21 protein-coding genes are annotated in these 25,641 nt (G+C 61.6%); 14 read left to right on the forward strand and 7 right to left on the reverse strand.

Annotated elements, in window-relative coordinates; all coding sequences use genetic code 11:
• The first annotated feature begins 63 nt into the window (after positions 1 to 63).
• Together F0P96_RS10290 and F0P96_RS10295 are read left to right on the forward strand one after the other, a co-directional pair.
• Positions 64 to 1,263 carry a hypothetical protein gene (locus F0P96_RS10290; protein ID WP_151078771.1) on the forward strand — a complete coding sequence of 400 codons (1,200 nt, stop codon included), beginning with the start codon at positions 64 to 66 and terminating at the stop codon, positions 1,261 to 1,263.
• Between the two features lie 209 nt (positions 1,264 to 1,472).
• Positions 1,473 to 5,255, forward strand: a complete 3,783-nt coding sequence (locus tag F0P96_RS10295; protein ID WP_160620217.1) for a tail fiber domain-containing protein — start codon at positions 1,473 to 1,475, stop codon at positions 5,253 to 5,255.
• 109 nt (positions 5,256 to 5,364) lie between these two features.
• Here the strand turns inward: F0P96_RS10295 and F0P96_RS10300 are convergent, their stop codons facing one another.
• Positions 5,365 to 7,515 (reverse strand): glycoside hydrolase family 97 protein, encoded by a 2,151-nt coding sequence (locus F0P96_RS10300; protein WP_151078773.1) that lies wholly within the window; start codon positions 7,513 to 7,515, stop codon positions 5,365 to 5,367.
• A 581-nt stretch (positions 7,516 to 8,096) separates the two neighbouring features.
• On the opposite strand from F0P96_RS10300, the gene F0P96_RS10305 reads away from it, so the two are divergent.
• The 4 genes from F0P96_RS10305 to F0P96_RS10320 all read left to right on the forward strand — a co-directional run bounded on the left by F0P96_RS10305 (position 8,097) and on the right by F0P96_RS10320 (position 11,706).
• A complete protein-coding gene (locus tag F0P96_RS10305) occupies positions 8,097 to 9,143 on the forward strand; it encodes a methyltransferase domain-containing protein (RefSeq protein ID WP_151078774.1) in 1,047 nt (348 codons plus the stop codon).
• A 52-nt stretch (positions 9,144 to 9,195) separates the two neighbouring features.
• On the forward strand, positions 9,196 to 10,242 hold the full coding sequence (gene arsS, locus F0P96_RS10310; protein ID WP_151078945.1) for an arsenosugar biosynthesis radical SAM (seleno)protein ArsS: 1,047 nt from the start codon (positions 9,196 to 9,198) through the stop codon (positions 10,240 to 10,242).
• Positions 10,243 to 10,284: 42 nt separating this feature from the next.
• A complete protein-coding gene (locus F0P96_RS10315) occupies positions 10,285 to 10,959 on the forward strand; it encodes a TIGR04282 family arsenosugar biosynthesis glycosyltransferase (RefSeq protein WP_151078775.1) in 675 nt (224 codons plus the stop codon).
• Positions 10,960 to 11,205: 246 nt separating this feature from the next.
• Positions 11,206 to 11,706, forward strand: coding sequence for a hypothetical protein (locus tag F0P96_RS10320; RefSeq protein WP_151078776.1), 501 nt, complete (start codon positions 11,206 to 11,208; stop codon positions 11,704 to 11,706).
• A gap of 149 nt (positions 11,707 to 11,855) precedes the next feature.
• On the opposite strand, the gene F0P96_RS10325 is transcribed toward F0P96_RS10320, so the two are convergent.
• Positions 11,856 to 14,117, reverse strand: coding sequence for a pectate lyase family protein (locus F0P96_RS10325; protein WP_151078777.1), 2,262 nt, complete (start codon positions 14,115 to 14,117; stop codon positions 11,856 to 11,858).
• Positions 14,118 to 15,212: 1,095 nt separating this feature from the next.
• Between F0P96_RS10325 and F0P96_RS20960 the strand changes: the two genes are divergently transcribed.
• Positions 15,213 to 15,854 (forward strand): glycosyltransferase, encoded by a 642-nt coding sequence (locus tag F0P96_RS20960; RefSeq protein ID WP_160620215.1) that lies wholly within the window; start codon positions 15,213 to 15,215, stop codon positions 15,852 to 15,854.
• A gap of 28 nt (positions 15,855 to 15,882) precedes the next feature.
• On the opposite strand, the gene F0P96_RS10335 is transcribed toward F0P96_RS20960, so the two are convergent.
• A complete protein-coding gene (locus F0P96_RS10335; RefSeq protein ID WP_160620213.1) occupies positions 15,883 to 16,905 on the reverse strand; it encodes a UbiA family prenyltransferase in 1,023 nt (340 codons plus the stop codon).
• Positions 16,906 to 17,022: 117 nt separating this feature from the next.
• On the opposite strand from F0P96_RS10335, the gene F0P96_RS10340 reads away from it, so the two are divergent.
• Both F0P96_RS10340 and F0P96_RS10345 read left to right on the forward strand, forming a co-directional pair.
• Positions 17,023 to 17,853: an ABC transporter permease gene (locus F0P96_RS10340; RefSeq protein WP_151078780.1), complete on the forward strand. Its 831-nt coding sequence runs from the start codon at positions 17,023 to 17,025 to the stop codon at positions 17,851 to 17,853.
• A 64-nt stretch (positions 17,854 to 17,917) separates the two neighbouring features.
• Positions 17,918 to 19,144 carry an ABC transporter ATP-binding protein gene (locus F0P96_RS10345; protein ID WP_151078781.1) on the forward strand — a complete coding sequence of 409 codons (1,227 nt, stop codon included), beginning with the start codon at positions 17,918 to 17,920 and terminating at the stop codon, positions 19,142 to 19,144.
• 45 nt (positions 19,145 to 19,189) lie between these two features.
• Here F0P96_RS10345 and F0P96_RS10350 read toward each other — a convergent pair whose 3' ends face one another.
• The 4 genes from F0P96_RS10350 to F0P96_RS10365 form a co-directional block, all read right to left on the reverse strand.
• Positions 19,190 to 20,071 carry a class I SAM-dependent methyltransferase gene (locus tag F0P96_RS10350; RefSeq protein ID WP_151078782.1) on the reverse strand — a complete coding sequence of 294 codons (882 nt, stop codon included), beginning with the start codon at positions 20,069 to 20,071 and terminating at the stop codon, positions 19,190 to 19,192.
• A gap of 115 nt (positions 20,072 to 20,186) precedes the next feature.
• On the reverse strand, positions 20,187 to 21,347 hold the full coding sequence (locus F0P96_RS10355; protein ID WP_151078783.1) for an acyltransferase family protein: 1,161 nt from the start codon (positions 21,345 to 21,347) through the stop codon (positions 20,187 to 20,189).
• Between the two features lie 123 nt (positions 21,348 to 21,470).
• Entirely contained in the window at positions 21,471 to 22,421 is a 951-nt protein-coding gene (locus tag F0P96_RS10360) for a glycosyltransferase family 2 protein (RefSeq protein ID WP_151078784.1), read from the reverse strand.
• A 493-nt stretch (positions 22,422 to 22,914) separates the two neighbouring features.
• Positions 22,915 to 23,439 (reverse strand): helix-turn-helix domain-containing protein, encoded by a 525-nt coding sequence (locus tag F0P96_RS10365; protein WP_151078785.1) that lies wholly within the window; start codon positions 23,437 to 23,439, stop codon positions 22,915 to 22,917.
• Positions 23,440 to 23,575: 136 nt separating this feature from the next.
• Here F0P96_RS10365 and F0P96_RS10370 point away from each other — a divergent pair, with 136 nt between their 5' ends.
• The 5 genes from F0P96_RS10370 to F0P96_RS10390 all read left to right on the forward strand — a co-directional run bounded on the left by F0P96_RS10370 (position 23,576) and on the right by F0P96_RS10390 (position 25,628).
• Positions 23,576 to 23,800, forward strand: a complete 225-nt coding sequence (locus F0P96_RS10370) for a hypothetical protein (protein WP_151078786.1) — start codon at positions 23,576 to 23,578, stop codon at positions 23,798 to 23,800.
• Positions 23,800 to 24,510, forward strand: coding sequence for a Rha family transcriptional regulator (locus tag F0P96_RS10375; RefSeq protein WP_151078787.1), 711 nt, complete (start codon positions 23,800 to 23,802; stop codon positions 24,508 to 24,510). Before F0P96_RS10370 ends, F0P96_RS10375 begins: the two co-directional genes overlap by 1 nt.
• 115 nt (positions 24,511 to 24,625) lie before the next feature.
• Positions 24,626 to 24,844, forward strand: a complete 219-nt coding sequence (locus tag F0P96_RS10380; RefSeq protein WP_151078788.1) for a hypothetical protein — start codon at positions 24,626 to 24,628, stop codon at positions 24,842 to 24,844.
• 66 nt (positions 24,845 to 24,910) lie between these two features.
• Positions 24,911 to 25,162: a hypothetical protein gene (locus F0P96_RS10385; RefSeq protein WP_151078789.1), complete on the forward strand. Its 252-nt coding sequence runs from the start codon at positions 24,911 to 24,913 to the stop codon at positions 25,160 to 25,162.
• Positions 25,163 to 25,175: 13 nt separating this feature from the next.
• Positions 25,176 to 25,628, forward strand: coding sequence for a S24 family peptidase (locus tag F0P96_RS10390; RefSeq protein WP_201743842.1), 453 nt, complete (start codon positions 25,176 to 25,178; stop codon positions 25,626 to 25,628).
• Positions 25,629 to 25,641: the final 13 nt, after the last annotated feature.

Raw genomic sequence — 25,641 nt, forward strand, 5'->3', positions numbered from 1 at the left:
GTAATTCAACGCCAACGGCTGCCCATCGCGGCGGCGGCTTCTCTTTTCTCTTATCATCAGCTTATGACCCCACGTTTTACCTTGTTGCCTTTGGCATTGCTGGCGCTGCCGGCACTGGCGCAGTCGCCCATTACCCTCACCCAGGCCACGTTTCCGGCTTCGGCAGCTACTGTAGAGAAGTACCAGGACGCGGCCCTGCCCGCGGGGCTGGGCACCCCCACTACCGGCGCCAACCAAAGCTGGGACTACCGCGCGCTGTTTCCCAGCGGCTCGGCCTACCAGCTGCTGAACCTGTCGGTGCCGCCCAGCCCGGCCTTTGCCGGCGCGCAATGGACGCGGGCCAACACCAACTCCATCGGCAACGTGTCCTATGTCTTGACGACTTACTTCAACCTGACCGCCACGGGCCGCATGGCGTTGGGGCGTAGCATCATCCGGCAGCCGTTCTCCATTGCCGCGCGCACCGGCGGTGCCAACGACTCGATTGTGGTGAACCGCCAGACCGTGCCCTACGGCGGGCCCAGCGGCATTGCCGACTTTCCACTGCCGCTGACGGCCGGCAGCCGTTCGCAGCAAACGTTCCGCATTGGCGTGGCCGGCACGCTCACGGTAGCCGCCGCGGGCCTGAACCGCGCGCCGTTTCGGGTGGTGCAGCGCTACACCTACGTCGACTCGGTGGCGGGCTGGGGCACGCTGCGCATTCCGGTGGCAGGCCGCGCCGCCGGCTCCGATCCGCTGCCGGTGCTGCTGGTGCGCAGCCGCACCATCCGGCAAGACAGCGTGTACCTGAACGGCACGCCGGCGCCCGCCGCGTTGCTGGCGGCTTTCGGTCTGTCGCAGGGTGCCGTCACCACCTTCTACCTCGACCACTTCTGGCGCACGGGCTCGGCCCAGCCGCTGCTGGAGCTGTACTACCCCAACAGCCGGTACACCACGCCCAGCTTTGCCGATTACTCCACCGAAAGCAACGTGCTGGCCGTGAAAGCGTCTTCGGGCGTAGCGGCGCAGTGGCAGGCCTGGCCCAACCCGCTGGCCGCTGGGCAGCCCCTGCAACTAGCCCTGCCGGGCGCCCAAGCCGGGCAGCCGGTGCTGCTGACGGTAACCGATGCGCTGGGGCGCGTGGTGCTGCAACAGCCGCTGCCGCTGGTGAATAGCGCGGCCATGCTGCCTGCCGCGGCTACGGCGGCACTGCGGCCGGGCCTGTACACGCTCACGCTGCGGCAGGGGACGCATCAGGCCAGCACGAAGCTCATACGCGAATAACCCCGCAACCACCGTTTGCCCCCGAGCCCCGCCGGACACCCGGCGGGGCTTTTTGGTGAGGGTGCGGCTCGTTCGCACCGGTGCGCTTTCGATACCCCCAAATGCGGTACACGGAAAAGTTGCCGCAAGGCTTTGCGGGGCGGAAGTTTGCGCCTTCGGCGACGGGCAATAGCTGTCCGGCATCAGTCACGCACTACTTCTCCACCGGTATGCAACGATTCTTACGGTTTGCTTTCCCGCTCGCGGCGGCTCTGGGATTGAACATGGCCACGGCCCAGGCCCAGACTACCCCCACGGGCTCGGTGGGCATCGGCACCACTACCCCCGACGCCTCGGCCGTGCTGGACCTAAGCTCCGTAACCAAAGGCCTGCTGGCGCCGCGCATGACGGCCAGCCAGCGCGCCGCTATTCAGGGGCCGGCCCAAGGCCTGCTGGTGTACCAGACCGACGGCATCCAGCCGGGTTTCTGGTACTACACCGGCACCGCCTGGACCTACCTCAGCCCCACCGCCAGCGGCGACGACCTGGGCAACCACACCGCGACGCAGAACCTGAACCTGGCCGACAAACTGCTTGTGGGCAACGGCGGCACGCAGGGCCTGCGCCTCAGCAGCAGCGGGCAGGCGGGCCTCGGCGGTGTAGTGCCGACCAATTGGCTGGACATTCAAGGCGCAAGCCGCTCGAACACGCACCCCAGCGGCCGGACGCTGTACGTGACCGGGGACTTCGACCAGGCCGCGAACGGGGTAGAAATCCGCCACTCCAATGCTACCCAGGGTGTGGGCATCGGCTACAATTCCATTTATGCCGCCGGCACCAATACCAACCACAACCTGAACCTGATGCCCAAGGGCACGGGCAGCGTGGGCATCGGTACCACCGACCCGGCCGCCTCGGCGCTGGTGGATATGACCTCCACCACCAAGGGCTTTCTGCCGCCGCGCCTGACTTCGGCCCAGCGCGACGCCATCAGCAGCCCGGCGGCGGGCCTGACCATCTTCAACCTCGAAACCCAGAAGCTGAACATTTACAACGCCGTGACGAGCCGCTGGACCGACGCGGTGCAGAGCGTGGCCCCGGGCACCACGGGCAGCGTGACGTTCAACTACACCGGCGGCACCCAGACCTGGACCGTGCCCGCGGGCGTGACCAGCCTGCAGGTGGACATGGCCGGGGCACAAGGCCGCTATTTTGTGCCGCGCTGCGGCAACTGCGCCGCCCCCGGCCTCGGCGGGCGGGTGCAAGGCACCCTGGCCGTGCAGCCCGGCCAGGTGCTTACCATTGAGGTGGGCGGGGCCGTGGTGAACGGCAGCGGCTGGCAGAACGGCGGCTACAACGGCGGCGGCAGCGGCTCCTACCCCGGCGGCGGCGCCACCGACATCCGCATCGGCGGTACGGGCCTGAGCAACCGGGTGCTGGTGGCCGGCGGCGGCGGCGGCGGCTTCAGCACCACCGGCCCCGGCGGGGCGGGCGGCGGCCTGACGGGCGGCAGCGCCGGCAACGCCACCGGCGGCAGCCAATCGGCCGGCGGCCAACGGGCGGGCAACCCTGCTCAGTTCTGCTACTGCAGCGCCATTCCGGCTGACCAGGGCCAGGGCGGGGGCACCACCAGCTCTTCCTGGGCCACGGCGGGCGGCGGCGGCGGCTACTACGGCGGTGGGGCCAGCTTCAGCGACTACAGCGGCGGCGGCGGCGGTTCGTCGTACGCCGACCCCACGCTCACCAGCAACGTGACGCACGTGCAGGGCGCCCGCGGCGGCTCGGGCTTCGTGACGTTCAGCTTCACCGTGGGCCCCGAAGCGCCTTACCTCAGCCTCAGCAACGCCACCACCTCGCAGGCCGCCGGCAGCGTGGTGTACAGCGACGGGTCGAAACTGGCTGGCAACGCCGCGCAACTGTACTGGGACGCGGCCGGTTCGCGCCTGGGCATCGGCACGGGCAGCCCGCAAGCCAAGCTGCACGTGGCCGGCGACGCCCGCATCAGCGGCCTGGGCGGCAGCGGCGCCCGCATGGTCGTGGCCGACAACAACGGCCAGCTCGCGGCCCAGGCCTTGCCAGCCGACGCGCAGACGCTGACGCTGAGCGGCCAGCAACTGAGCATCAGCGGGGGCAACGCCGTGACGCTGCCCAACGGGGCCGACAACCTGGGCAACCACACCGCGACGCAGAACCTGAACCTGGCCAACAAGCAGCTCGTCGGCAACGGCGGCACCCAAGGCCTGAGCGTGACGAGCACAGGTGGGCTGGTGTTGCCGGCCGGCGTGATTCAGCGCGGCGGCGCAGCCGTTACCGCCACCTCCGACCTGGGCCTGTACTCGCGGCTGAACGGTTCCTATATGCGTCTGGTGACCAATAACGCCCCCATCCGCTTTTATTCCGACGACGACGCGGGCACCACCGCCAACGTGAGCATCGAAAGCAACGGCAACGTGGGCATCGGCACCGGCAACGGCAACCCCACCAACCGCCTCGATGTGCAAACCACCGCCGGGCGTTCCGGCACCCACGCCGTGGGCCGGCCGCTGTACGTCACCGGCGACTTCGACGAAGCCGCGGGGGGCTCGGAGTTCCGGCACTACAACGGTTCGCAGGGCGTGGGCATCGGCTTCAACTCCGTGTACGCGGCCGGCTCCAACACCAACCAGCATCTGAACCTGATGCCCAAAGGCTCGGGCGGTGTGGGCATCGGCACCACCGCGCCCGGGGCGTTGCTCGACGTGAACGGCAACCAGGTTGTGCGCGGCAGCGTGAGCTTCGGGGCCAGCGTCCGGCAGATGATTAACCTGTTCAACGCCGACTACGCCATTGGGGTACAGGGCGGCACGCAGTACTTCCGCACCGGCGAGGCCTTTGCCTGGTACAACGGCGGCAGCCACAACGACAACCAGTTCAACGCCGGCGGCGGCTCGACGCAGATGGTGCTCAAAGGCAGTTTTCTGGGCCTCGGAGCTGGCTACAGCACCAGCTCCGGCCCTTACGGCCCGCTGGAAATCCGCCGCGACAACGCCAGCCCGTACATCGTGATGCACGACCCCGGCGACGCCTGGTTCTCGTTCGGTATGGACTACAACGACGGGCGCAAGATCAAAATCAACGAGGGCAACGGTTTCGGTAGCACCAACTACATGACATTTAGCGGCTCGAACGTGGGCATCGGCACGACCAGCCCGGCTTTCCCGCTGGACGTGCAGAGCACCGTGACGCCGGGCAACTACGCCTACGGCTGGTTCAACGGCAGCGGTGCCACCGGCTACACCGGCAGCAACACCGGCCCGGTGAGCATCCGCGCCGCCGGCCGCGTTGTCGCCACCGAGTTCAACGCCACCTCCGACCGCCGCCTGAAATCCATCATCGGCCTTTCCGACAACGCCGCCGATTTGGCCCTGCTCCAGCAGCTGCGCATTACCGACTACACCTTGCGCGACCGGGTGCAGTATGGCAGCCGGCAGTTCAAGAAAGTCATTGCCCAGGAAGTGGAGCAGGTGTTCCCGCAGGCCGTTACCCAGCACAGCGGCTTTCTACCCGATGTGTACGTGCAGGCTACGGCCACCGAAATGCAAGCCGATTCGCTGCTGCGCCTGACCCTGCCCGCCGCTCCGGCTACGGCCATCAAGGCCGGGCAACGCGTGAAGCTGCTAACCAAAACCGGTGAGGTCATTGGCACGGTGAAGGCGGCCGCGGGCAATACGCTGGTGGTGCGCGGTGCCCGGCAGCTGGTGGGGCAGGAAGTGTTCGTCTTCGGCCTGGAGCACGCCGACGTGCGCGCCGTCGACTACGAAGCGCTGAGCATGCTCAACGTGTCGGCTACCCAGGAGCTGGCCCGGCGGGTGCAGGAACTGCAGAAGCAGAACGAAGCCCTGCGCCGGCAAACGCAGACGCAGCAAACAGCCCTGCAGCAGCTGCAAACCCAGACGGCGGCGGCCAACGCCAGCCTGGCCGAGCGCCTACAAACCCTGGAAAGCATGATGGGGGCAAAGGCAGAAGCGAAGTAGAAAACCAAAACCTCGGGCAACAAAAAGCCTCCTCTGCTGGCAGAGGAGGCTTTTTGTTGGTGCTTGAGCGGTTGCACTGGCGCTAAGGCAACGCGCCCGCGCCTGGGACCTACTTGCCGGCTTCCACCAGGCTGATGGCGTAGCCGCCGCCGGGGGCGCAGCGCTGCGTGAGCTTGGTTTTGCTCGTAACCGTTTGCTTGCGGATCTGGTAGGCCTGCGGGTTTTTCTCGTAGTGCGCGTCCTTGGCGTCGGCGTAAATGGTGGCGGTGTACTTCTTGCCGGGGTCGAGGAAACTCAGGTCAATCTTCGAGGTGCGGCCGTTTTCGTCGCAGGTGCTGCCCACGAACCAGCTGCTCTGGCCCTTGGCCTTGCGGGCGTAGGTGATGTAGTCGCCGGGCTCGGCTTCCAGCACTTTGGTACCGTCCCAGTCCACGGCTACGTCTTTGATGAACTGGAAGGCGTCGAGATGCTTGTTGTAGGTTTCGGGCAGGTCAGCGGCCATCTGCAGGGGCGAGTACATCGTCACGTACAGGGCCAGCTGCCGGGCCAGCGTGCTGTGCACGAAGGAATTGTTTTGCGGGTTGTAGGCGCTGACTTTGGTCTGAAAGATGCCTGGCGTGTAGTCCATCGGGCCGCCGATCAGGCGGGTGAAGGGCAGGATGGTGGTGTGGTCGGCGTTCGAGCCGCCGAAGGCCTCGTACTCGGTGCCGCGCGCCGCCTCGTTGCCGATCAGGTTCGGGTAAGTACGGGCCAAGCCGGTCGGGCGCACGGCTTCGTGGCCGTTCACCATGATGCGGTGCTCAGCGGCTTTTTCCAGCACGTAGTTGTAGTGGTTGATCATCCACTGGTCGTAGTGCTTGTGGCCCAAGGGCACGATGTCGCCCACGTAGCCGGTTTTCACCGCAGTGTAGCCGTACTTGTTCATGAACTGGAAGGCCGTATCGAGGTGCCGCTCGTAGTTGCGCACCGAGCCCGAGGTTTCGTGGTGCATGATGATGCGCACGTTCTTGCTCTGGGCGTAGCGGTTCAGCTCCTGCACGTCGAAGTCGGGGTACGGCGTCACGAAGTCGAACACGTAGTCCTTGTGCTTGCCGAACCAGTCTTCCCAGCCGGTGTTCCAGCCCTCCACCAGCACCGCGTCGAACCCGTGCTTGGCGGCAAAGTCGATGTACTCCTTCACGTGGGAGTTGTTGGCCGCGTGGGTGCCGTTGGGCTTCACCTTCTGGTAGTCGATGGAGTCGAGCTTGATGTTGTCCTGGTTGGTGTACGACCACGAGCTTTTGCCCGTAATCATTTCCCACCACACGCCCACGTACTTCACCGGCTTGATCCACGACACATCTTTGAACCGGGTGGGTTCGTTGAGGTTCAGTACCAGCTTGGAGAGCAGAATGTCGCCCGCTTTGTCGCTGACGATGACGGTGCGCCAGGGCGAGTTGGCCGGCGTCTGAATCAGGCCCTTGTCGCCCACCGCGTCCGGCGTCAGGTGCGACTCCAGCACCATCGTCTTATCGTCCAGCTCCAGGTGCATGCAGGAGTAGTCGATGAGCGCCGCCTCGTGGATGTTGATGTAAAGCCCGTCCTGGCTTTTGAGCATCAGCGGCGTCTGCAGGCCAGTGGGGGAGAAGGGGGTTTGGGAGGCGTTGGGCGTGGTGGCCGCCTTCATCTTGCCGCGCACTTCCGAGAGCTTCGAGGTAACGGTGCTGTACTCCTGCGTGTCGTAGTCGCCGGGCAGCCAGAAGGCTTTATGGTCGCCGGCCAGGGCAAACTGCGTGCGCTCCTCCTTGATGGTGAAGTAGTCGAGCTTGGGCTGGCGCGGAAACTCGTAGCGGAAGCCCAGGCCGTCGTCGAACACCCGGAAGCGCACGCGCATGGTGCGCTGCGTTTCGGGCTGGGTCAGGGTCACGGCCAGCTCGTTGTAGTGGTTGCGAATAGTTTTCGATTCGCCCCACACCGGCGTCCAGGTCTCGTCGAAGCTGCGGGTCTGCTTATCCGTCTGCGTGAAGCCGGTTTGCAGGCTGGTGGTGCCCTTCAGCTCCAGGCCCAGCTTACTGGTTTTGATGACCTCGCGCCCCTTGTAGCTGAGGCGGTACGTAGGCACGCCGGCCTGCAGGTCGAAGCTGAGCGTCAGCTGCCCGTTGGGCGACTTTACTTCTTCTGCCCGGGCGGCCACGTGGCCGAGGCACAGCACGAGAAACAACAGCAGCCGGGCAGGGCCATAACCAACAAGCGAGCGGGACCGGGAAGTGCGGTGATGCATGGGCGAAAAGCCGGGCCGCCGCTGCCGAAACGCTCAGCAGCCAGACCGGATAGGCAGCGAAGTTGACGAGAAAAACGCAGTCGAGCGAAGCTTTCTTCCGCAAATTCTGCCGCAAACGTTTCCGCTTCTGGCCGCAGCTATTGATGGGTTGAACGCTGCGCCGCAGCACCAAAAGGGCCGGTAAGCGCAGCAACAAACCCCGGTTCAGGGAGGAGCCGTTACAGCGCCGCATTTGGAGCCCAGACGCCCAACTGCCTGGGTAACGGATTCGGGAAGCTCAACCGCTGAATAGACCGGCGCGGTAGCAGCCAGCCGGCCGTTTGGGGCACGTGTGCTGCTGTAATACCAGGGGCAATGCCAGGGGTTTCAGGAACCGGGGGCCGTCGGATGTGTTGTAATGGCCGGGAAGCCTCTTGTGCGGCTGGGCAGAAACCTGCCGGACGAACCCAGTACGTTGTTCTGACCCCACTTGCTTAATCCGGCACGCCAGCAGATTCCGTAGGTGGGGTCGGAAAACCCAACGGGGTGGTAGGGTGCGCTACCACATATTCTCCTCCTCGCACTCCCCAACGTTTCATTGTATGGAGCAAGACATCCAGGCCCAGGTTCGAAACTACTACGGCACGGCGCTGCAAACCAGCCAGGACCTGCAAACCAACGCCTGCTGCACCGACGACATTCCGGCCGCCCACAAGCGGGTTCTGGCCGAGCTGGAAGACGAAGTGCTGGCCAAGTACTACGGCTGCGGCGTGTGCATTCCGTCGGCCGTGAACGGCCTGACGGTGCTCGACCTGGGTTCCGGTTCGGGCCGCGACGCCTACTTGCTCTCGAATCTGGTGGGCGAGGCCGGCCGCGTCATCGGGGTCGACATGACCGAGGAGCAGCTGGCCGTGGCCCGCCGCCACGTAGAGGCCCACACGGCGCGGTTCGGCTACCAGCGCCCCAACGTGGAGTTTCGCCACGGCTACATCGAAGACCTGGCCGCGGCCGGTCTCGACGACAACTCCGTGGACCTGGTGGTGAGCAACTGCGTGCTGAACCTGAGCACCGACAAGGCCGCCACCTACCGCGAGATTTTCCGGGTGCTGCGGCCCGGCGGCGAACTGTTCATCGCCGACGTGTTTGCCGACCGCCGCGTGCCCGAAGCCCTGCGCCACGACCCGGTGCTCTACGGCGAATGCCTGAGCGGCGCACTTTATATCGAAGATTTTCGCCGCCTGCTGCGCGAGCTGGGCATCCGCGACTACCGCCTGACGGCCCGGCGGCAGCTTAGCATTGGCAACGCCGAGATGGAGCGCAAGGTGGGCCACATCAAATTCTACTCGCTCACCGTGCGGGCTTTCAAGCTCGACCTGGAAGACCAGTGCGAGGACTACGGCCAAGTGGCCACTTACCTGGGCACCATGCCCGACGAACCCCACGGTTTCACCCTCGACGACCACCATTTCTTTGAAACGGGCCGGCCAGTGCTGGTGTGCGGCAACACCGCCGACATGCTCTCCCAAACCCGTTTCGGAGCCCATTTTCGCCTCGATGGTGACAAGTCGCGGCACTTTGGGCTGTTTCCCTGCGGGCCGGCCGTGAGCAGCGCAGCTAGTTCCGGCGAAACCACCGGCCGCTGCTGCTAACTTCTGCCCCTGATCCTGTTTCGCGTTTCGCTAGTCTACTTTCGTGCCCATGATTAAGTCCCTTAAGGCCACCGGCCATCAACTGGCCGACCCCGCTTTCCAGCTGACGGTGCTCGGCCGGGACGCCGTGGAAGCCCACCACCTGCCGCGCTTCCACGAAAAGCTGCGCGAAGCAGGGCTGTTTCCGCTCGCGCCGGTGGCGCCGGCCGTGCTACAAATCAACGTGGGCAAAATGTGCAACCAGGTGTGCCGCCACTGCCACGTCGACGCCGGCCCCGACCGCAAGGAAATCATGACGCGCGAGACCATGCAGCTCTGCCTCGAGGCGCTGGCCCAAACCGGCATTCCCACGGTGGACCTAACCGGCGGCGCGCCCGAGATGAACCCCGACTTCCGCTGGTTCGTGGAGCAGATTCACGCGCTGGGCCGCCACATCATCGTGCGCTGCAACCTCACCATCATCGTGGCCAACAAGAAGTACCACGACCTGCCCGAGTTCTTCCGGCAGCACGGCGTGGAGGTGGTCAGCTCGCTGCCGTTCTACAACGCGGGCAAAACCGACAGCCAGCGCGGCGAAGGCGTATTCGACGACTCGGTGCGGGCCCTGAAAATGCTCAACGCCGTGGGCTATGGCCAGGCAGGCTCGGGCCTCGTGCTGAATTTGGTTTACAACCCGGCCGGCGCGTTCTTGCCTGGCAGCCAGAAAGGCCTGCAGGAGCAGTTCAAGCGCATGCTGCTGAAAGACCACGGCATCGTGTTCAACGAGCTGTTTGCCATTACCAACATTCCGGTGAGCCGCTACCTCGATTACCTCCTCGAATCGGGCAACTACGCGGGCTACATGGAAAAGCTCGTCAGCGCCTTCAACCCCGCGGCGGCGGCCGGCGTGATGTGCCGCAACACCATTTCGGTGGGCTGGGACGGCGGCCTCTACGACTGCGACTTCAACCAGATGCTGGACCTGCCCGTGGCCAGCCTCGTGCAGCACATCCGCGACTTCGATGCCGTGGTCCTTGGGCGGCGCGCCGTCGTGGTGAACCAGCACTGTTTCGGCTGCACGGCCGGAGCCGGCTCCAGCTGCGGCGGTACCGTGGCCTAAGCCAGCCGTGTGCTCCGACGCTTACTTCCTTATGCTCTTTCGATGGTCAACCACCTACTTGTCTTTGCCCGCCACCCAGAGCTGGGCCAGGTGAAAACCCGGCTGGCACACGCCGTTGGGGCCGAAGAGGCCTTACGTGTGTACCGTGCGTTGCTGGCCAGCACCCACTCGGCCGTCGATGCCGTGGCGGCGCAGAAAACCCTCTGGCTGGCTGGGCACGCGCCCACCGGTGAATCGGAGTTTGCCCACTGGGCGGGCTTCGAGCAGCACCCCCAGCCGGCCGGCGACCTGGGCCAGCGGATGTACGCGGCATTTGCGGCGGCGTTTGCGGCCGGTGCCACGGCGGCCGTCATCATCGGCACCGATTGCCCCGACCTCCGCCCGGCGCACCTCAACGCAGCCTTCTACCAGCTGCAGAACCACGACGTGGTCATTGGCCCGGCGCTGGACGGCGGCTACTACCTGCTGGGCCTGCGCACCCTGGTGCCCGACTTCTTCCTTCACAAGCCCTGGAGCACCGACGCTGTGCTGACCGCTACCTTGGCCGACGCCCAGCGGCTGGGCTTGCGTGTGGCCCAACTCCCGGCCCTTTCCGACGTGGACACAGCCGCCGACTTGGCTGCTTGGCAGAATTGGAAGTACGCAACCCCTTTGGCGCAAGCCCCCGCACACCAGCATAAGGATAATGGAGGGAGGAAATCAACGTGGGACCTATAAAGAGCCGCTGGACCAGCCTAATTGGCCCCACATGTGCCGATAGGCGTAGATGATTAGGTTAATAAGAAACGTCTTCCCCATAATATCTAAAACAATTGCAACCAAGAGGCATGTGGCCACTGGTTCACCGGAATAACGGAGAAACAAGACGAGCCTTTATGGCTGCACTTGTGTGTATTTTTTATATATTATCTATTGATGGATCAATCAACAATCCTTGCGCGGGCTGCTTCACCCTTGTCGCCAATGCCTCTGCTGGCCCAGCAGGTGCATACCACGCGTGATTCGTTTGGAGCGGTGGTAGCCGAATACACGTTTTTTCCTCGGCCGCAGGTGCTCTACGTGCGCTGGCAGGGCCACGTAACGAGCGACGAACTGGTGCGAGCGGCGTACACCGGCTTGGAAATCAACCAGCAGTGGCAACCCCGGGGCCTGTTTCATGACTTGCGCGCCTCAAGCGGCGAGTGGGGCGAGGCCGGACCCTGGCTGGAGCACGAGTGGGTACCAGGTATCCACGCCCAGTGCCCGCAGCTGCGCCGCCTAGCTGTGCTGCTTGATTCGGCAGTGTCTCTGCCCTATACCAACACCCAAGTGCTAACCCAATTGGACCGGCACTTTGACTTCCAGGTATTCTACTCGCTGCTTGCCGCGTGGCGCTGGATAAATCGGTGTACCGGCTCCCACCCCGAGAACCAGCGCGCCGACCCGGGAATCACAGGCAGTTCAGTACCTAGCAATGCGAACTGACCCCAAAAGGATGGGGTACCAGCAGTTGTAGTATTTGTTCTAGGTTTATTCTGAAAAAATAAAAACCGCGTTTCTATTTCAGAAACGCGGTTTTGCGTAGCACGGCGGTCAACTCGCTTAGGCAAGCCAACCGCAAGCATATCACTGCCTTATTGCTTGAGCAGTCGACCGGTGCGGAGGTAGCCGGCTTCGTCTTGCATCCGAATCAGGTACACGCCGGGTTTCACATCTTGCAGGTCAATGGGCTGGTTGGTGAAGCCGGTTTTTACCAGGCGGCCCGCCACGGTGTAGAGCGAAAACACCTGCTTGCTCTTCCACGCCACCAGCACTTGGCCTGCCGCCGGGTTCGGGTACACATTCAGGGCCAGTTCGTCTTGCGGCTGGCGCGTGGCCAACGGGGCGTAGGCGGTGCTCAGGTAGTACAGATTCGCGGTGGTGCCTTTGGCAATCTGGTGCGCGCCGGCCGGCAGCGACATCGTGAACCGACCACCACTTACCGTCTGGTTGGTGCCGTCGATCCGTACCGTACCGCTGAAGGCGTCATTGAACACCAGCGTGAGCGTAGCGGCCGCAGTGGTTGTGAAGGCAATATTTGTGGAGGACTCCAGCTTCAGGCACTGCGTCAGGTTCAAGCCGTTGTAGACCACCGTTCCTTGCGACGTAGACAGGTTGCCGGTGATGGTGTAAAACGTGCTGGTGGTGCCGGACGCGGTGAAGTTGTGCACCATCCCCGACGTGCTGCCACCGCCACCGCCCGTACCACCGCCACCACCGCCCGTGGCCGGTGCATCGCCTTGCACCGATACCAGGCCGGTTTGGTAATTCACCAGCGCCGTCTGCAGCGGCGTATTGATGGCGGAAGAAGCATCGTCAACCGCGTTGTTGAAGGTCCACTGAAAGTCGCCGCCCTTCACGCGCCCCGCGTACAGCATCACCTTGGCTTGCGCCGCGGCCGGGCCATCCGCCGTGTAGGTGTACATGACGGCCGGGTTTGTATCGAAGTTGTTGTAGGAGTTGCGTCCGTAGGCCGAAACGACGGTGCTGGGCACCACCTGCGCCCGGGTGGCAACCACGTAGGCATCGAAGTCAGCCGTTGAATTGGGGTAGCCGGCCGCGCCATACGGCACAAAACGCTGCTGCCCGTTCATATAGTTGTCGAATGCCTTGATGGTGCCGCCGTCCTCCTTGGAGAAAATCGGCATGTTGGTGTAGTCGTTGGCCTGCGTGGCGGGGTTGTACACATCGGTGCCCTGCATGGAGGTGAGCATCGGGTACTTGCAATTGCGGAAGTAGTTGCCCTCCATGAACACCGAGGAGCCCTCCGTAGAACCGGCCCCGTATTTGGCGTTGCCGTCGTAGTAGTTGTTGTAGACGTGCGCCGAATAAAACCGCACGCGCGGGTGACGGGAGTCCGAGTGGTCGTACCAGTTGTGGTGATAGGTGATGTAAAGTCCCTGCGTGCTCGTTTCGCTCAGGCCCAGCAGGTTCGACTTGCCCGTGTCCCAGAAGTGGTTGTAGGAAAACGTTACGTAGGTCGAGCGTTTGGCATCCAGCGCCCCGTCGCCCTTCACCTGGTCCGGGTCGCTGCCGGCGTGGCCGTAGAAGAAGTCCGAGTTGTGCACCCAGATGTAGTCGTTATCCTGCTGCAGGCCAATGTTGTCGCCCTCGTCGCTGTCGCAGTTCATCGTGCCGATGTTGCGGATTTCCACGTTGGAGGCATTCTTGATCCGAATGCCCCAGCCGTCGGCCACGGCGTCGTTCCCCACGCCTTCCAGCGTAATGGAGCTGGAGGCGAAGTTGTTGTTCTCGATAACTAGGTCACCGCTGAGCAAGTAGCTCGGGTCGGTAATCTGCCCCACCAGGCGAATGAGCAGCGGGCGCGCATCCCGGCCTTTTTTGAAGCCGTCCAGAATGGTCTGCAGCCCCACGCACGGGTTGGTGGTGGCCCCGGTTACGTTGAGCGAAACGGTGTTTTTGGAGTTTTGCGTGATGTAGAGAATCACCGCGTTGCTCTTCACGGTGCCGTTGGTGTTGTAGGCACCCGGCACCCGGCCGTTGCTGAAGGCAAACCCGGTGCGGTCCTGGGCCAGCACCGACAGGGAACTGGTCACCGTAGCGGTGCCTTCTACCCCCGCCACGACGGGCACAATCTTGAGCGTGTACGTTCCGGGAGCCAGGCCCAGGGCATCGGCCCGGTAGTAGGAGCCGTAGTTGCGGATCAGTTGGTTGTCGAGCTTCTGGTCGACAACGCCCGCGCCGCTGTAGTACACGTTGTAGCTCTGCGCCGTGGCCACGGGCTGCCACCGCACATACGCCGATTCCAGCCACCCGGCCGACTCCAAGACGGCCACCGTCTGCGCCCGTAGCGCCAACGGCAACAGCAGCAATAGTAAAGAGAACAAGTGCTTCATCGTCTGTGGTATTGGGGTGGAGAGTGGCGGACGCCACCAGTGGAAAGGCCCTCCCAAACCTACCCTTTAAGCTTCAGGGAACGAGCATATAAGCGTCCGAATACCTGACTAAAACTATGCAAACGTTGCCGGCAACGTTGCCGAGCTGAGGTAATTGGCTAATAATGCCTAGTCCATTTGGCTGATAATGGAGAAACAGCTCGGTTCCCAGTAGTTCATAAAGTGAACGGTCAGAGTGGTCAAGCCAAATCGATGGCGCGCAGTTATAGACACGGCAAGTATGTACCACGGAGAAGCGGATCATCCATAGCAACAGTATTGTGAAAAAGTGGGCAACATATAAGACGATTTCTAATACGAGGACAACACTGTTACCTGCCTGACTTACATACCAGAGCGCGGTGGCCTAGGCATAGCCCGCATAGGTGAGTTGTATAATTGGGCGGGTATCTTGGTTCTGGGCTGGCCAGTATTCTATAGTCAAGAGGAGCTACTCATCAAAGAGTGCTATCTGGTTAACTTGCGCTTTGTATTGATTCTGATTTTATGGAAAAACCGATACCGCCGCGTTTGCGGGTGGCATTCGTAAGCTCGTGTCCAGAGGCATGGGGCGGTAGCGAAGAACTTTGGGCTCGGGCCGCACACACACTGGCCACGGCCGGTTACGAAGTGTTAGCACTTAAAACCTTCCTCGACCCGACCCACCCCAAGGTGGAGGAGCTACGCGAGAGTGGTTGTACCCTGCGAAACTTGAGTGCGGCCCCGGCATTGCCCCGGCGCTTGCTCAATCGCCTTAAGCCAGCCACACAGCAATTCTCGAGCAGTGACCTGGAAAAAAAAATACTGGCGGATAACTTACGTCGCTTCCTGCCGCACCTGACAGTGGTTTCGCAAGGGTCCAATTTTGATGGTATCCACTTGGCCGAAACGTGTGCCGACCACGGTCACCCCTACATACTCATAGCCCAGAAGGCCGTCGAGTTCTTTTTCCCATGGGGCCCTAACCGGGAAATCTCGCAGCGTGTGTACCAGGCTGCCCGTCGCTGCTTCTTTGTGTCGCGCCACAACTTAGCTTGCACCGAAGACCAGTTGGGTATGTCCTTGCCCCACGGCGTGGTCATGGCCAACCCCTACAACGTACCGTTTGCGGTTTCTGTGCCCTACCCAAACCCGCCGGACGAAACTCCGCTGGAACTGGCCTGCGTAGCGCGGTTGTTTTTCTTTGATAAAGGCCAGGATGTGCTGCTGCGGGTGCTGGCCCTGCCTCACTGGCAAGCCAGGTCCGTAAGGGTAACGTTTTACGGCTCTGGCTTCGACCAAGCCGGTATTGCCCAGATGGCAGGCCTACGGGGTGTCACAAACGTCAGTTTTGGCGGGCATGTGGCTGATGTTGCGGGCATTTGGGCACGGCACCAGGCCCTCATCATGCCTTCGCGCAGTGAGGGCCTGCCGCTGGCTCTGGTCGAGGCCATGCTGTGCGGGCGCCCCGCCATTGCCACCAATGTGGGGGGCATTGCGGAAGTGCTGGAAGACAACCTGACGGGCTTTCTGGCGGCGGCTCCAACTGTAGCCGCCTTGGACGAAGCCATGGAACGGGCCTGGGCGCGCCGCCACGAATGGGAGGCCATCGGGGCCGAGGCCGCCCGCCGCATCCGCACCCTGGTGCCCGCCGACCCCGTGGACGCTTTCGTTACCCAGCTTTTGGCTGCAGTGCCCGAGCAGCTAACAGGCGGGTAGCAGCCGGCAGCAACTTCGGCCTTTTTTACTAACTAGGTACGCGAGGTAGCCGGGCGAGGAGGCCGTGCTTCACGTAATTGGCCGCGTCGCGCATAACGCGGAGCTTTGGCAGCGTCGAATAGCCAAACAGCACGATGTACCCGGCCAGCGCTAGGACGTCGGTAGGGTAGTAGTAGCAAGCCGTCAGCAGCAGGGCCACCGGGTAGAAAACCTCGTAAAACTCATTGAGCAGAATATGCTGATTAGGGCCCGGCTGCGCAATAACCAAGGTCATTTTCCAGCCCCGCTTCCGCACCAGCACCAAGCCACCATACAGGCCCAACGCTACGACCGGGGCCACGTGTCCTGCCCAGAACAGCAAGGTAAGTAAGGCCAGTACTTCGAGAGGAAACAGAAACCATTCGGCCAGCAGGCGTGCCCGCCGGGTTCCATTGCGGGTCACGAAGGTGCTCAGGCCCACTTGCGCATCGTTGACCGCGTCGCTCAGCTGATGCCAGATGATGTTGCGCAAGCCGCTGGCCAGGGCCCAGATACCCACCGTGGCCAGCCACAGCGGTGGCCAGGGCTGCTGCGTCCAGCAAACAACCAAGGCCGTAGCCAGTAGCTGCGGAAAAAAATGCGCCCCGGCCGCGTCGGCCAGTACCCCGGCCAGCCCCCGCCCTTTGAGGCGGAAAGGCGGTAGCGAGTAGAGCGTGTACACAACCCAGGTGCCCAGGTAGAGCAAACAAACGGCTTGGCCTACGTGCCAGAAATAAACCATAAAACCAGCACCGGTGGCGATGCACACCCCCAGTAAGGTGGTAAACCGGCCCACGGAGGCTCGCGCTAGGCGGTTGGCTTTGCCAGCGGCTAAGTCATCGGCTCGGTCGGTCCAGTCGTTGAGCAGACTGACGTAGGTGGCCGCCACGGTCAGCGCCAGAAGCAACAAAAGCAGGCGACCTGAAATTGCCCAGATGGAATGATGTGCGAGCAATGCGGTGGCAAAGCAAATAGCCAGGATGGGAGCAAACTTATAGATCCACCACTCGGTGATGCGGGCAACGGTTGCCAAGCGCCGTAAAAAATTCGTAACGAAAACAGCCATACGCAAACAAAAGAGGTACAAGATGGGGCTTTACGAGCTATCATTCTGGCTTTCCTACCGGGCAGTATCGTTCTTTACTGCCAGATGACCGAAATAATTTATTCACCGGAGTCGCCCTTGGCTTCGCCTCGCGCCTTCGGGCGGGCCGTGTTGGCCGATATAAAAGCTGTATTTCGCATCGGCTGGCAGCTTTTTGTGCGCAACCTAGTGGTGCAGTACCGGCAAAGTGTGCTAGGCTACCTGTGGCTGCTGCTGCCCCCACTGGTGCTGGCCTTGGTATGGACGGTGCTAGGCCGGGCGCAGGTACTACGGACTCAGGCCTTAGCCGTGCCTTTTCCAGTGTACGTACTTGCAGGCGTGTTTTTGTGGCAGGGCTTCGTAGAAGCCCTCAACGGGCCATTGCAGCAACTATCGGCCGTGCGGCACACGCTGGCGAAAGTACGGGTGCCGCACGAGGCCTTCGTGGTGGCCGGTATGGGCGTGGTGGTGTTCAACTTAGCCATTCGGCTAGCGGTTTTGGTCGTAGCTATGTGGTGGTTTGAGGTGCCGTTTCGGGTTACCCTGGCGCTGGTGCCGCTGGGGGCGGCGGCCCTGCTGGCGCTGGGTTTGGCGCTGGGCTGGGGAGTAGCCGTGTTGGGCATGCTTTATTCCGATATCGGCAACGGGCTGAGCGTGGGCGTGAACCTGTGGTTTCTCATTACGCCCGTGGTGTATGTGCTACCTGGGCACTACGCCCGTTATTTCAATCTGAACCCCGTAACGCCGCTGCTTACCACCACGCGCAACTGGCTGCTGCTGGGGGCATTGCCCCCCGCTCCGGGCTTCTGGACGGTGGCTGCCCTGGCCAGCATGGGGGTGGCGCTGGGCTGGCTAGCGTATCGCCTAGCCCAGCCTCACCTGGTAGTGCGGCTGTAGTCTCGGCTGGCTTTTCCTGTGCTTTCACGCCGTAGTTCCCGCTTTGTTTTCTGATTCCGCCCCTTTGCCGCTGATTACGGTCAGCCAACTTTCCAAAAAGTTCTGCGCCAGGTTGCGCACCTCGCTCTGGTACGGGCTGCGCGACATGGCGGCCGAGGTGCTGCCCTGGCGCCCCCGGCGCCAGGCGCGGCTGCGGCCGCACGAGTTCTGGGGTCTGCAAGACGTGTCATTTGAATTGCGACCGGGCGAGGCGCTGGCCATCGTGGGCGCCAATGGTGCCGGCAAAAGCACCTTGCTCAAGCTCCTCAACGGCCTCATCAAGCCCGACGGCGGCCGAATTCACATCCGGGGCCAGGTGGGGGCGCTCATCGAGTTGGGCGTGGGTCTCGACCCCGTTCTGAGCGGCCGCGAAAACGTGTTTGTGCGCGCGGCATTGCTGGGGTTTTCCCGGGCGCAGGTAGGCCCCCTGCTGGCCGACATCGAGGCCTTCGCGGGTCTGGGCGAGGCCATGGAGATGCCGGTCCAGTTTTACAGCTCCGGCATGGTGTCGCGGCTGGCTTACGCCGTAACGGTGCACCTGCGCCCCGAAGTGCTGCTGGTGGACGAAGTGCTGGCCGTGGGCGACATGGACTTTCAGCGCAAGTGCATCAATCACATGCTGGCTTACCTAGCCGGCGGCGGCGCTATCGTGCTGGTCTCGCACAATCCTTACCACATTCAGGCTGTGTGCCAGCGCGGGCTGCTGCTGGAGCACGGGCAGGTTACGTTTGCTGGCACCGGCCTCGAAACCCTGGACCGCTACTTTGCCACGCAGCTTCAGGCCCCCGGCCAGGTCGGCAGCGCAGTGCCTACTGCCTCGGCCAGCCGGCCGGTAGTCATCCGTGGCTTGCAGTTTGAAGCACAGGGCGCGCCCGCCATTACCAATGGCTGCCCGCTGCGCGTGAGCTTGGCATACGAAGCGCACCATGCCATTGAAAATGTGGGCTGGGCCTTCTACATGTGGACCAACGACGGCCTGACCTGCGTCACCGGCGGCCTTCGCCTGGAGCCCGTGACCCTGCAGGCCGGCCACCACCAGCTAGCCTGCACCGTGGTTGACTTGCCGCTCACGGCGGGCGAATACGTCGTTAAGGCGGCCATTTTCGAGTTGCATTCGCAGCAGCCCCTGGCCCTGGTAGGCTGGGAAGATGCGCCTGTGTCGTTGCGGGTGGAGGGGAGCATTGATCTGGAAAAGAACTTCCAGTCCATGCTGCGGCAGCTGGTCACGCTAAACCTGAGTTGGCACAACTAAAGAGTCTGCCGTGCCATCTCCAGAGGCTCGTTGACCGGCGTGGCGTTACGCAAACAGCCGGCGTTGCAGCGCGCGCAGCAGTCGGCCGGGCCGCAGGCGGTTGCCTACTTCGGCCAGCAGCTCTTGGTGCGAAAGCGAGGCTGCCGACGGTAGCCCACCGGCGGCGCGCGGCAAGGGGGCGGGCCACGTTACGTGGGCGGGTTCCACGGCGTTGGCCACGGCGCGGCGGCCAGTGGCTAGTACCGCCTTACGCGGACTCCAGCCTGGCTTGGTTTCGGGGTAGCGCACCACGGTAATGCTATCGAAATGCGGGGCTAGTAGGTGCACGAAATGCCCCACTTGCGGCGATACTAGGTTCTCGTGGGTTTTGCCGGTGTCGCGCTCGGTCCAGGTCCAGCTGCTGCCCGTTATCAGCAGACTGCCGTTAAACAAGTCGTCGTCCTCGTAATACGTAACCGTAGTGTTGCGCAGGTCCTCAAGGTCGAGCACCGGAATGAAGATGGCGCCGCCGGGGCGTGTCCATTCCACCATGTTGGCCACCACCTGTTCTACCTCCTTCACCGACTCGACGTAGGCGTAGGCGGCCCACATGCACGACACCAATGACCAGGCGCTGTGCCACTCCGGCACCACCTGCCGAAAATCACCCTGCCGAAAAAACAGCGCGTCGGGGCTGGTAGCGGCGGCCCGCTCCAGCATGGCCGGCGAGAGGTCGAAGCCTGCCCGCGCCACTCCCGGAAACTGGCTCAGGAAATAGCCGGTGCCGCAGCCAATGTCCAGCCACCGGCTGTCGGGGCCAAGTTGCGCGCGCATCAGGTTCAGCTCAAAATCGACGTTAATTTTCGTGTGGGGTAGCAGCAGGAAACGGTTGTCGTAGGCTTCGGCGTAGCTGCTGTCGTAGATGTGGTGTACGTCGTTGGTTTTCATACTGAAATATTGATCAGCGGGCGGGAATACGCCCGCCTGCGGGCGGCAATACAGCCGAAGAAATTAACGGGAAAGCCCGGCTGTATGACAGCCAGTGTCGGGGAATTTCCCGCCATCAGGCGGGCACGGCTATGAGCGTAGGCTTGGCCTGTTTGGCCCTGAAGAACTGGTTAAGCGGGTGCTCTACCCATTTGTACAGAGCCAGGGAAACCGCAATACCCACCGCCAGCCGTACCCAAGTATTGTCCGTGACGTAGGTAGTAAAGGCGTTTTTGTACGGTCCCCCGTGAATCAGGTAAAACACGTAGGAGGCTTTACCCAGCCAGTGTGCCGTTTTGGTTTCGAGTACCCGGCGCAACAGGCTCTGCTCCCCGGTCAGTCCGGCCAGCAGTACGGCAATGAAAAACGGCAGGGCCAACAGCTGCAATAGGCCCGCCGGTACGTACCAGATGGCTTGGGTCGGGTGGCTGTTCATGCCCCCGATCAAATACTGGGAACACGCCATAATACCGATAATAGCCAGACTACCGATAAGCGTACAGCGCCGCACAGAACGCCCTGCTGGCTGCCGCCGCAGCCACACGGCCAAGGCAACACCCATAATAAAGTCCGTGGCCCGCCCAAAATAGGTGAAGCCAATCATGAATCGGGTAGATTCCATGAACCGGTATATCTGCACGTGCATACCGACCAGCACCAGGCCCACTACCAAAGCTACCACGGGCCAGATAACGAGGAAAATGGCGCGCCGCCGCACGAGCAACAGCAGCAGGGGCGCCGACAGGTAGAACGTCTCTTCCACCGTCAGCGTCCAGGCAGTAGGCAGTTCGCCCAGGATCAGCTGGCCGAAAAAAGCGCGGGTAAGGGTAAGGTTGGCCAGTACGACGAACAGCCGGTCTTTCCAAGTGTACGTATCTACCCACGCAGAACTGACATAGGGTAGTCGAAGCGCATACTGGACGAATACGCCAGCCGTCAGCAGGAAGAAAATCGGGTAAATGCGGGCAAATCGATTGCGCAGGTACACCCGCCACCAACCCGGCGTGAGCGTCACCCAGTCCATGTAGCGGTGGGCAATCAAAAAGCCGCTCAAGACGAAGAATATGGTCACGCCAATAAACCATTGCTTGACAAAGCCTTGCAAATAGCTCGGAGGCGTTAGCTCAGCTACGTGGAAAAAGAAGACCATGCCCGCCGCTACCGCCCGCAAACCCGTTAGGGCAGGAAAGTAGCGTTGCGTCGAAGCAGCTTGGGGTAGGGAATACGAGTGGGGCACGCGGCAACTGGTTATTGGGAGCTGACAAGTAACCTGATGGGTTGAAAAACCGATGGCAGGGCCGCTTTTACCGTCACTGCCCCTGCTTAGGCTAGCACCCTTGTGCCCACCTGTGCAGTTCTGTCAGGCAAGAGGAGCGCGTCTTCTTGCAAAGCGGTAAGCTCCGCTAATCAAGCGGTGGCTGATCGTTAACGGGGCTAGGTACAAGGCAATCGACAGGTGCCGAAGCAGGTTAAGACTCTCTCGATGCTTGTAGCTATGATAGGCATAGCGGAAGTGACTGGAAGCTTGCCGCTGTTGAAAGACCCGCCGTTCTGACCAGGTTAGCTGCTGCTGATAATGCAAAAGCAAATGAGGACCGTCATGAAAGCTCAGCTCGTGTACTACGGCGGCATAGTCGCGCCCGTCGTAGATGTTTTGATCGTGTATGCGCTTTTGCCAGTGGGGCGTCAACGTAAAAGCCGCGGTTATGGGCCGTTGTAGCACGAGGTCCAGCAACAGGCTCCAATCGTCGGCAATCAGCATCTGCTCGTTCCAGCCGTTAGTCAGCGCATTGCGCCGCATGAGTAATGCCGACGACGGAGCCGGGCATGTTTCGATCATCAGACGCCTTGTTTGGGCGGCATTCAGCAGCCACCAGTTGCCAACAGACTTGGTTAAATAACGCTGTTGAGTAGAAACGTAGTGACAGAAAATTTCAAGAGAATTGGGCCCCCTGTTGGGCTGCCAGTTCATAAATACGAGGTCGGCTTGGTGCTTCTGCAACTGGTTAACGCCCGCGCTCAAAAAATCTGGATTCCAGATATCATCCGAATCCAACGAGGCGAGGAATTCCCCGTGGCACTGCCGCAGGCCCAAATTGCGAGCAGCGGCTTGCCCTTTGTTGGACTGGTGGTAGTACTCGACTTCCGGAAAGGCACTTACGACTTGGCGTGTGGTGTCCGTTGACCCATCGTCTACTACGATAATCTGTTTGAAGGGGTAGTCCTGTGCTAAAACGCTTTTGATAGCATCAGCTACTAAATGCGCCCGATTATAGGTTGGAATAATGATAGAAACAAGTTTGGATTGCATACGAAGTATCCTTACAAATCAGATAGGAGTTGGTTAGGAGGTACAAAAACCCACAGGCATCTCACGCAGCAAGCCAGTGTCAAATCCGCCTGAGGGCAGTATAGAGCTATCAGTTGCTAGGTATACACACCCAAAATGATGTGGGTAGAGTATTGGTCAAAGTTAATGGTATTTTCGGCTACTGAGCTTAGACGAACTCAAGCGCGTGAGGCCCCGTAAGGATTCGGGCCGTTTGGCTACGCCATTAGTGCTTTAAACCTGACCAGTCGCAAGAATCTCCATTGAAATAAATAGAGTTCCTGGTGTCGAGTCCAAGCCTTCAATGACAAGGTTGTATTGCCTGAATTGTCTTTTGAGAAATGAAGAACCGCGTTTCCGAAGCAGAAACGCGGTTCCAAGTAGCCGCGACGGGAATCTGAGGGGGCTAGGTAATGTCTTTCGTTTCAGCAAGTTGCGGCCGGAGCCCAACCGTGAGTGACCGATGCGGTGACCGTTACGCCGTTTTCCGCTGCGGCTCGTCGGCTTGCTCCCCCCGCCCGCTCACCCACATGTGGGCTTGGGGTTCGGGCGTGGTGCAGGCCGTGGGACGCATGGAAATCGGGGTAGCCGGGCCGGCTGTTTCATCGACCACTAGAGGCTTTCGGAGATACTCCTTGTCCTCGCGCAAGTCCTGAATGACGGCGTTCTGCAACACGATGGTTTCCTCCAGCTGCTTGATGTACTTGCCCGTCAGGCTGGCTTCTTCCGCCGTGAAGGCGTGGGGCTCGGCTTCCGGGGTGGGGTAGGGGGCCGCGGGGGCCGAGCCCCGCAACATGGCGCCGTTGCCGGTCAGCAACCAGTCGGGGTTCAGGGTGGGGTAGGAGCCCAGCATGGCCGCAATGACGCCGGCCTTGGGTTCTGTTCCGCTCTCGATGCTCGATAGAGTGGTTTGCTTAATGCCCGTCCGCTTGAACAAGTCGGTTTGGGTTAGGCCCATCTCTTCTCTGAACCTCTTGATGCGACTGCCTATGTGTTCCATAGCAAGTTGTCGTTAAGATTGTGTCCAAAACTTTGGTATTACCGTACAGCTTTGGTATGTTTACTGCCGAAGCATCGGTAATACGATGCAACAATACCGAAGTTTTGGCGAAGTACAAACGAAAAGGCGATAATTCATGCCCAAAGCCCTCAAAACCCCCGAAGAGAAAGCGGTATTTCGGTATCGCGTGGAGCAGGTAAAACCGCGCCTGAAACGCTACGCGGCCCTGTTGGTGACCTCGCAGCACCCCGAAATCAGTGCCGAGCGCGTCTACAATGTATTGCGGACTCCGGTGCGCTGCTACGACGACGAAGTGCTGAACGCCCTGGAAGAACTTGCCAACCTCAAAGTAGCCGCGTAATGGAACAGCTCGTGTATCCCACCCGCAAAGGCAACGCCGCCACCGATACGCTGCGCGTCGCCAAAGCCTTCGGCAAATCCCACAAAGCCGTGCTCAAAGCCTTTGACAGCCTGGGCTGTGACGCCGAATTCAATCGGCTCAATTTTGCGCCGATTGAATACAAGGATAGCCGCAACCGCAACCAGCGGGCCGTGATGATGACCAAAGACGGGTTTGCCTTCTTGGTGATGGGCTTCACCGGCAAAAAGGCCGCGAAGTTCAAGCAGGACTACATCGAACGGTTCAACTTGATGGAGTCGGAGCTTCGGCAGGTATCGACGGATGCGCCGGTAATTAACCTGCTGGAGCACACCCAGCGCGAAGTACAGGTGGCCAACTCCAAGAGCATCAACAACCACCAATACCTGATTGGCGGCGTGGGCTCGGTCATCGACTACAACCGCAAGAACTGCCAGCTGCACACCGGCAAACGCCCGAATGAGATTGTAAAGGCCGCCAAGGAGGCCGGGCTGCCCGCCAAGCTACGGGTATCAGCGAAGGAAGTATTGCGGCATACGCAGCCCGAAACCGCTTGCGCCATGTCGTTGGCGGATCAGATGGTGCGCTGCGGAGCGGACATTGAACAAGCCGCAGCCGTCACCAACCAAGCCAAGCAGGTATTTGCCGGCATGATGCGGCTCGGCTTCAAGCCGTCGCAGTTGGCGGCCTGATATTTTTTTGCCCGCTCCTAACGAAATATTGTTAGCACCGTATTGCATGTTACCGAAACTTCGGTATACTTGCATCATCAACAGCAACACACCCCACCTCTCTTCCCTACCCGCCATGAGCGACCAGACCGCCGCCCCGATTACGCACCGCATGAAACTGCTACTGGCGGAGCGGGCTGGCGAAGCCTTGGGGTTGCCGGGCGACTTCAAGCCGGCTGAGGTGCGTGCCTTTCTGGCCATCGACCGCAGCGCCGCCATTCAGGAAGAGCAGTTGCGGGCCGCTGGTTGGCCGCTTCCGACGGACGGACTGCTGCTCGACGACCTCCCCTTTTAAACACACCGCGGCCCCGCTGCTGGACACAACGGGGCCGCTACACAAAAACCTTTCACTCCCACAAAGATGCTACACATCAACCACACTCCCGACACCAACCGCGTCAACCCGGCGGAATACCGCTACCTGCGCACCACGGCCCACCAGCTGCACCAGCCCGGCACCTGCTTTTGGGGTACGGTGCGCGCCGTGGTCGTCTCGGCATCGGTGGCGCTGGGCCTGGACCTGACGCAAGAAGAAAAAGCGCTGCGCACCCAGGCGGCTCAGCCCACTATGACGCTCTCCCACTACTACGACGAGGGGCAGAAGGCCCTGTAACGCTGCTACGATCATGGGATACCTCAACGGTTACGCCGACAACGAACACATCGAAGACCTGCCCAAGTTCAGGCTTCCGATGCTGGGACAAACGGGCACCTTCAAGGCCTTTGAAATCAGCGGCGACTCGATGCTGCCGATTGCCTCCGGAACGGTGATTGTTGGCAAGTACATAGCTGACTGGAACGAAGTGCAGGACGGCACGCCCTGCATCGTGGTGACCAAGAAAGAAGGTCATGTATTCAAGCGCGTGGTCAACCGCTTGAGCAAGGCCGGCCGCCTGCTGCTGCGCTCCGATAATCCGGTGTACGACCCCTACGAGGTCGAAATAGAAGACGTGCTCGAAATCTGGGAAGCCAAGAGCTACATCAGCAGCACCTTCCCGATTGCCGACCTGAGTTTGAACCGCCTTGCCAGCATCGTGCTCGACTTGCAGAAGCAGGTGACGACGATGAAGCGCGCCTAACCCACCCGCTGCC

It is taken from the genome of Hymenobacter busanensis (assembly GCF_008727865.1).
Taxonomy (GTDB): domain Bacteria; phylum Bacteroidota; class Bacteroidia; order Cytophagales; family Hymenobacteraceae; genus Solirubrum; species Solirubrum busanense.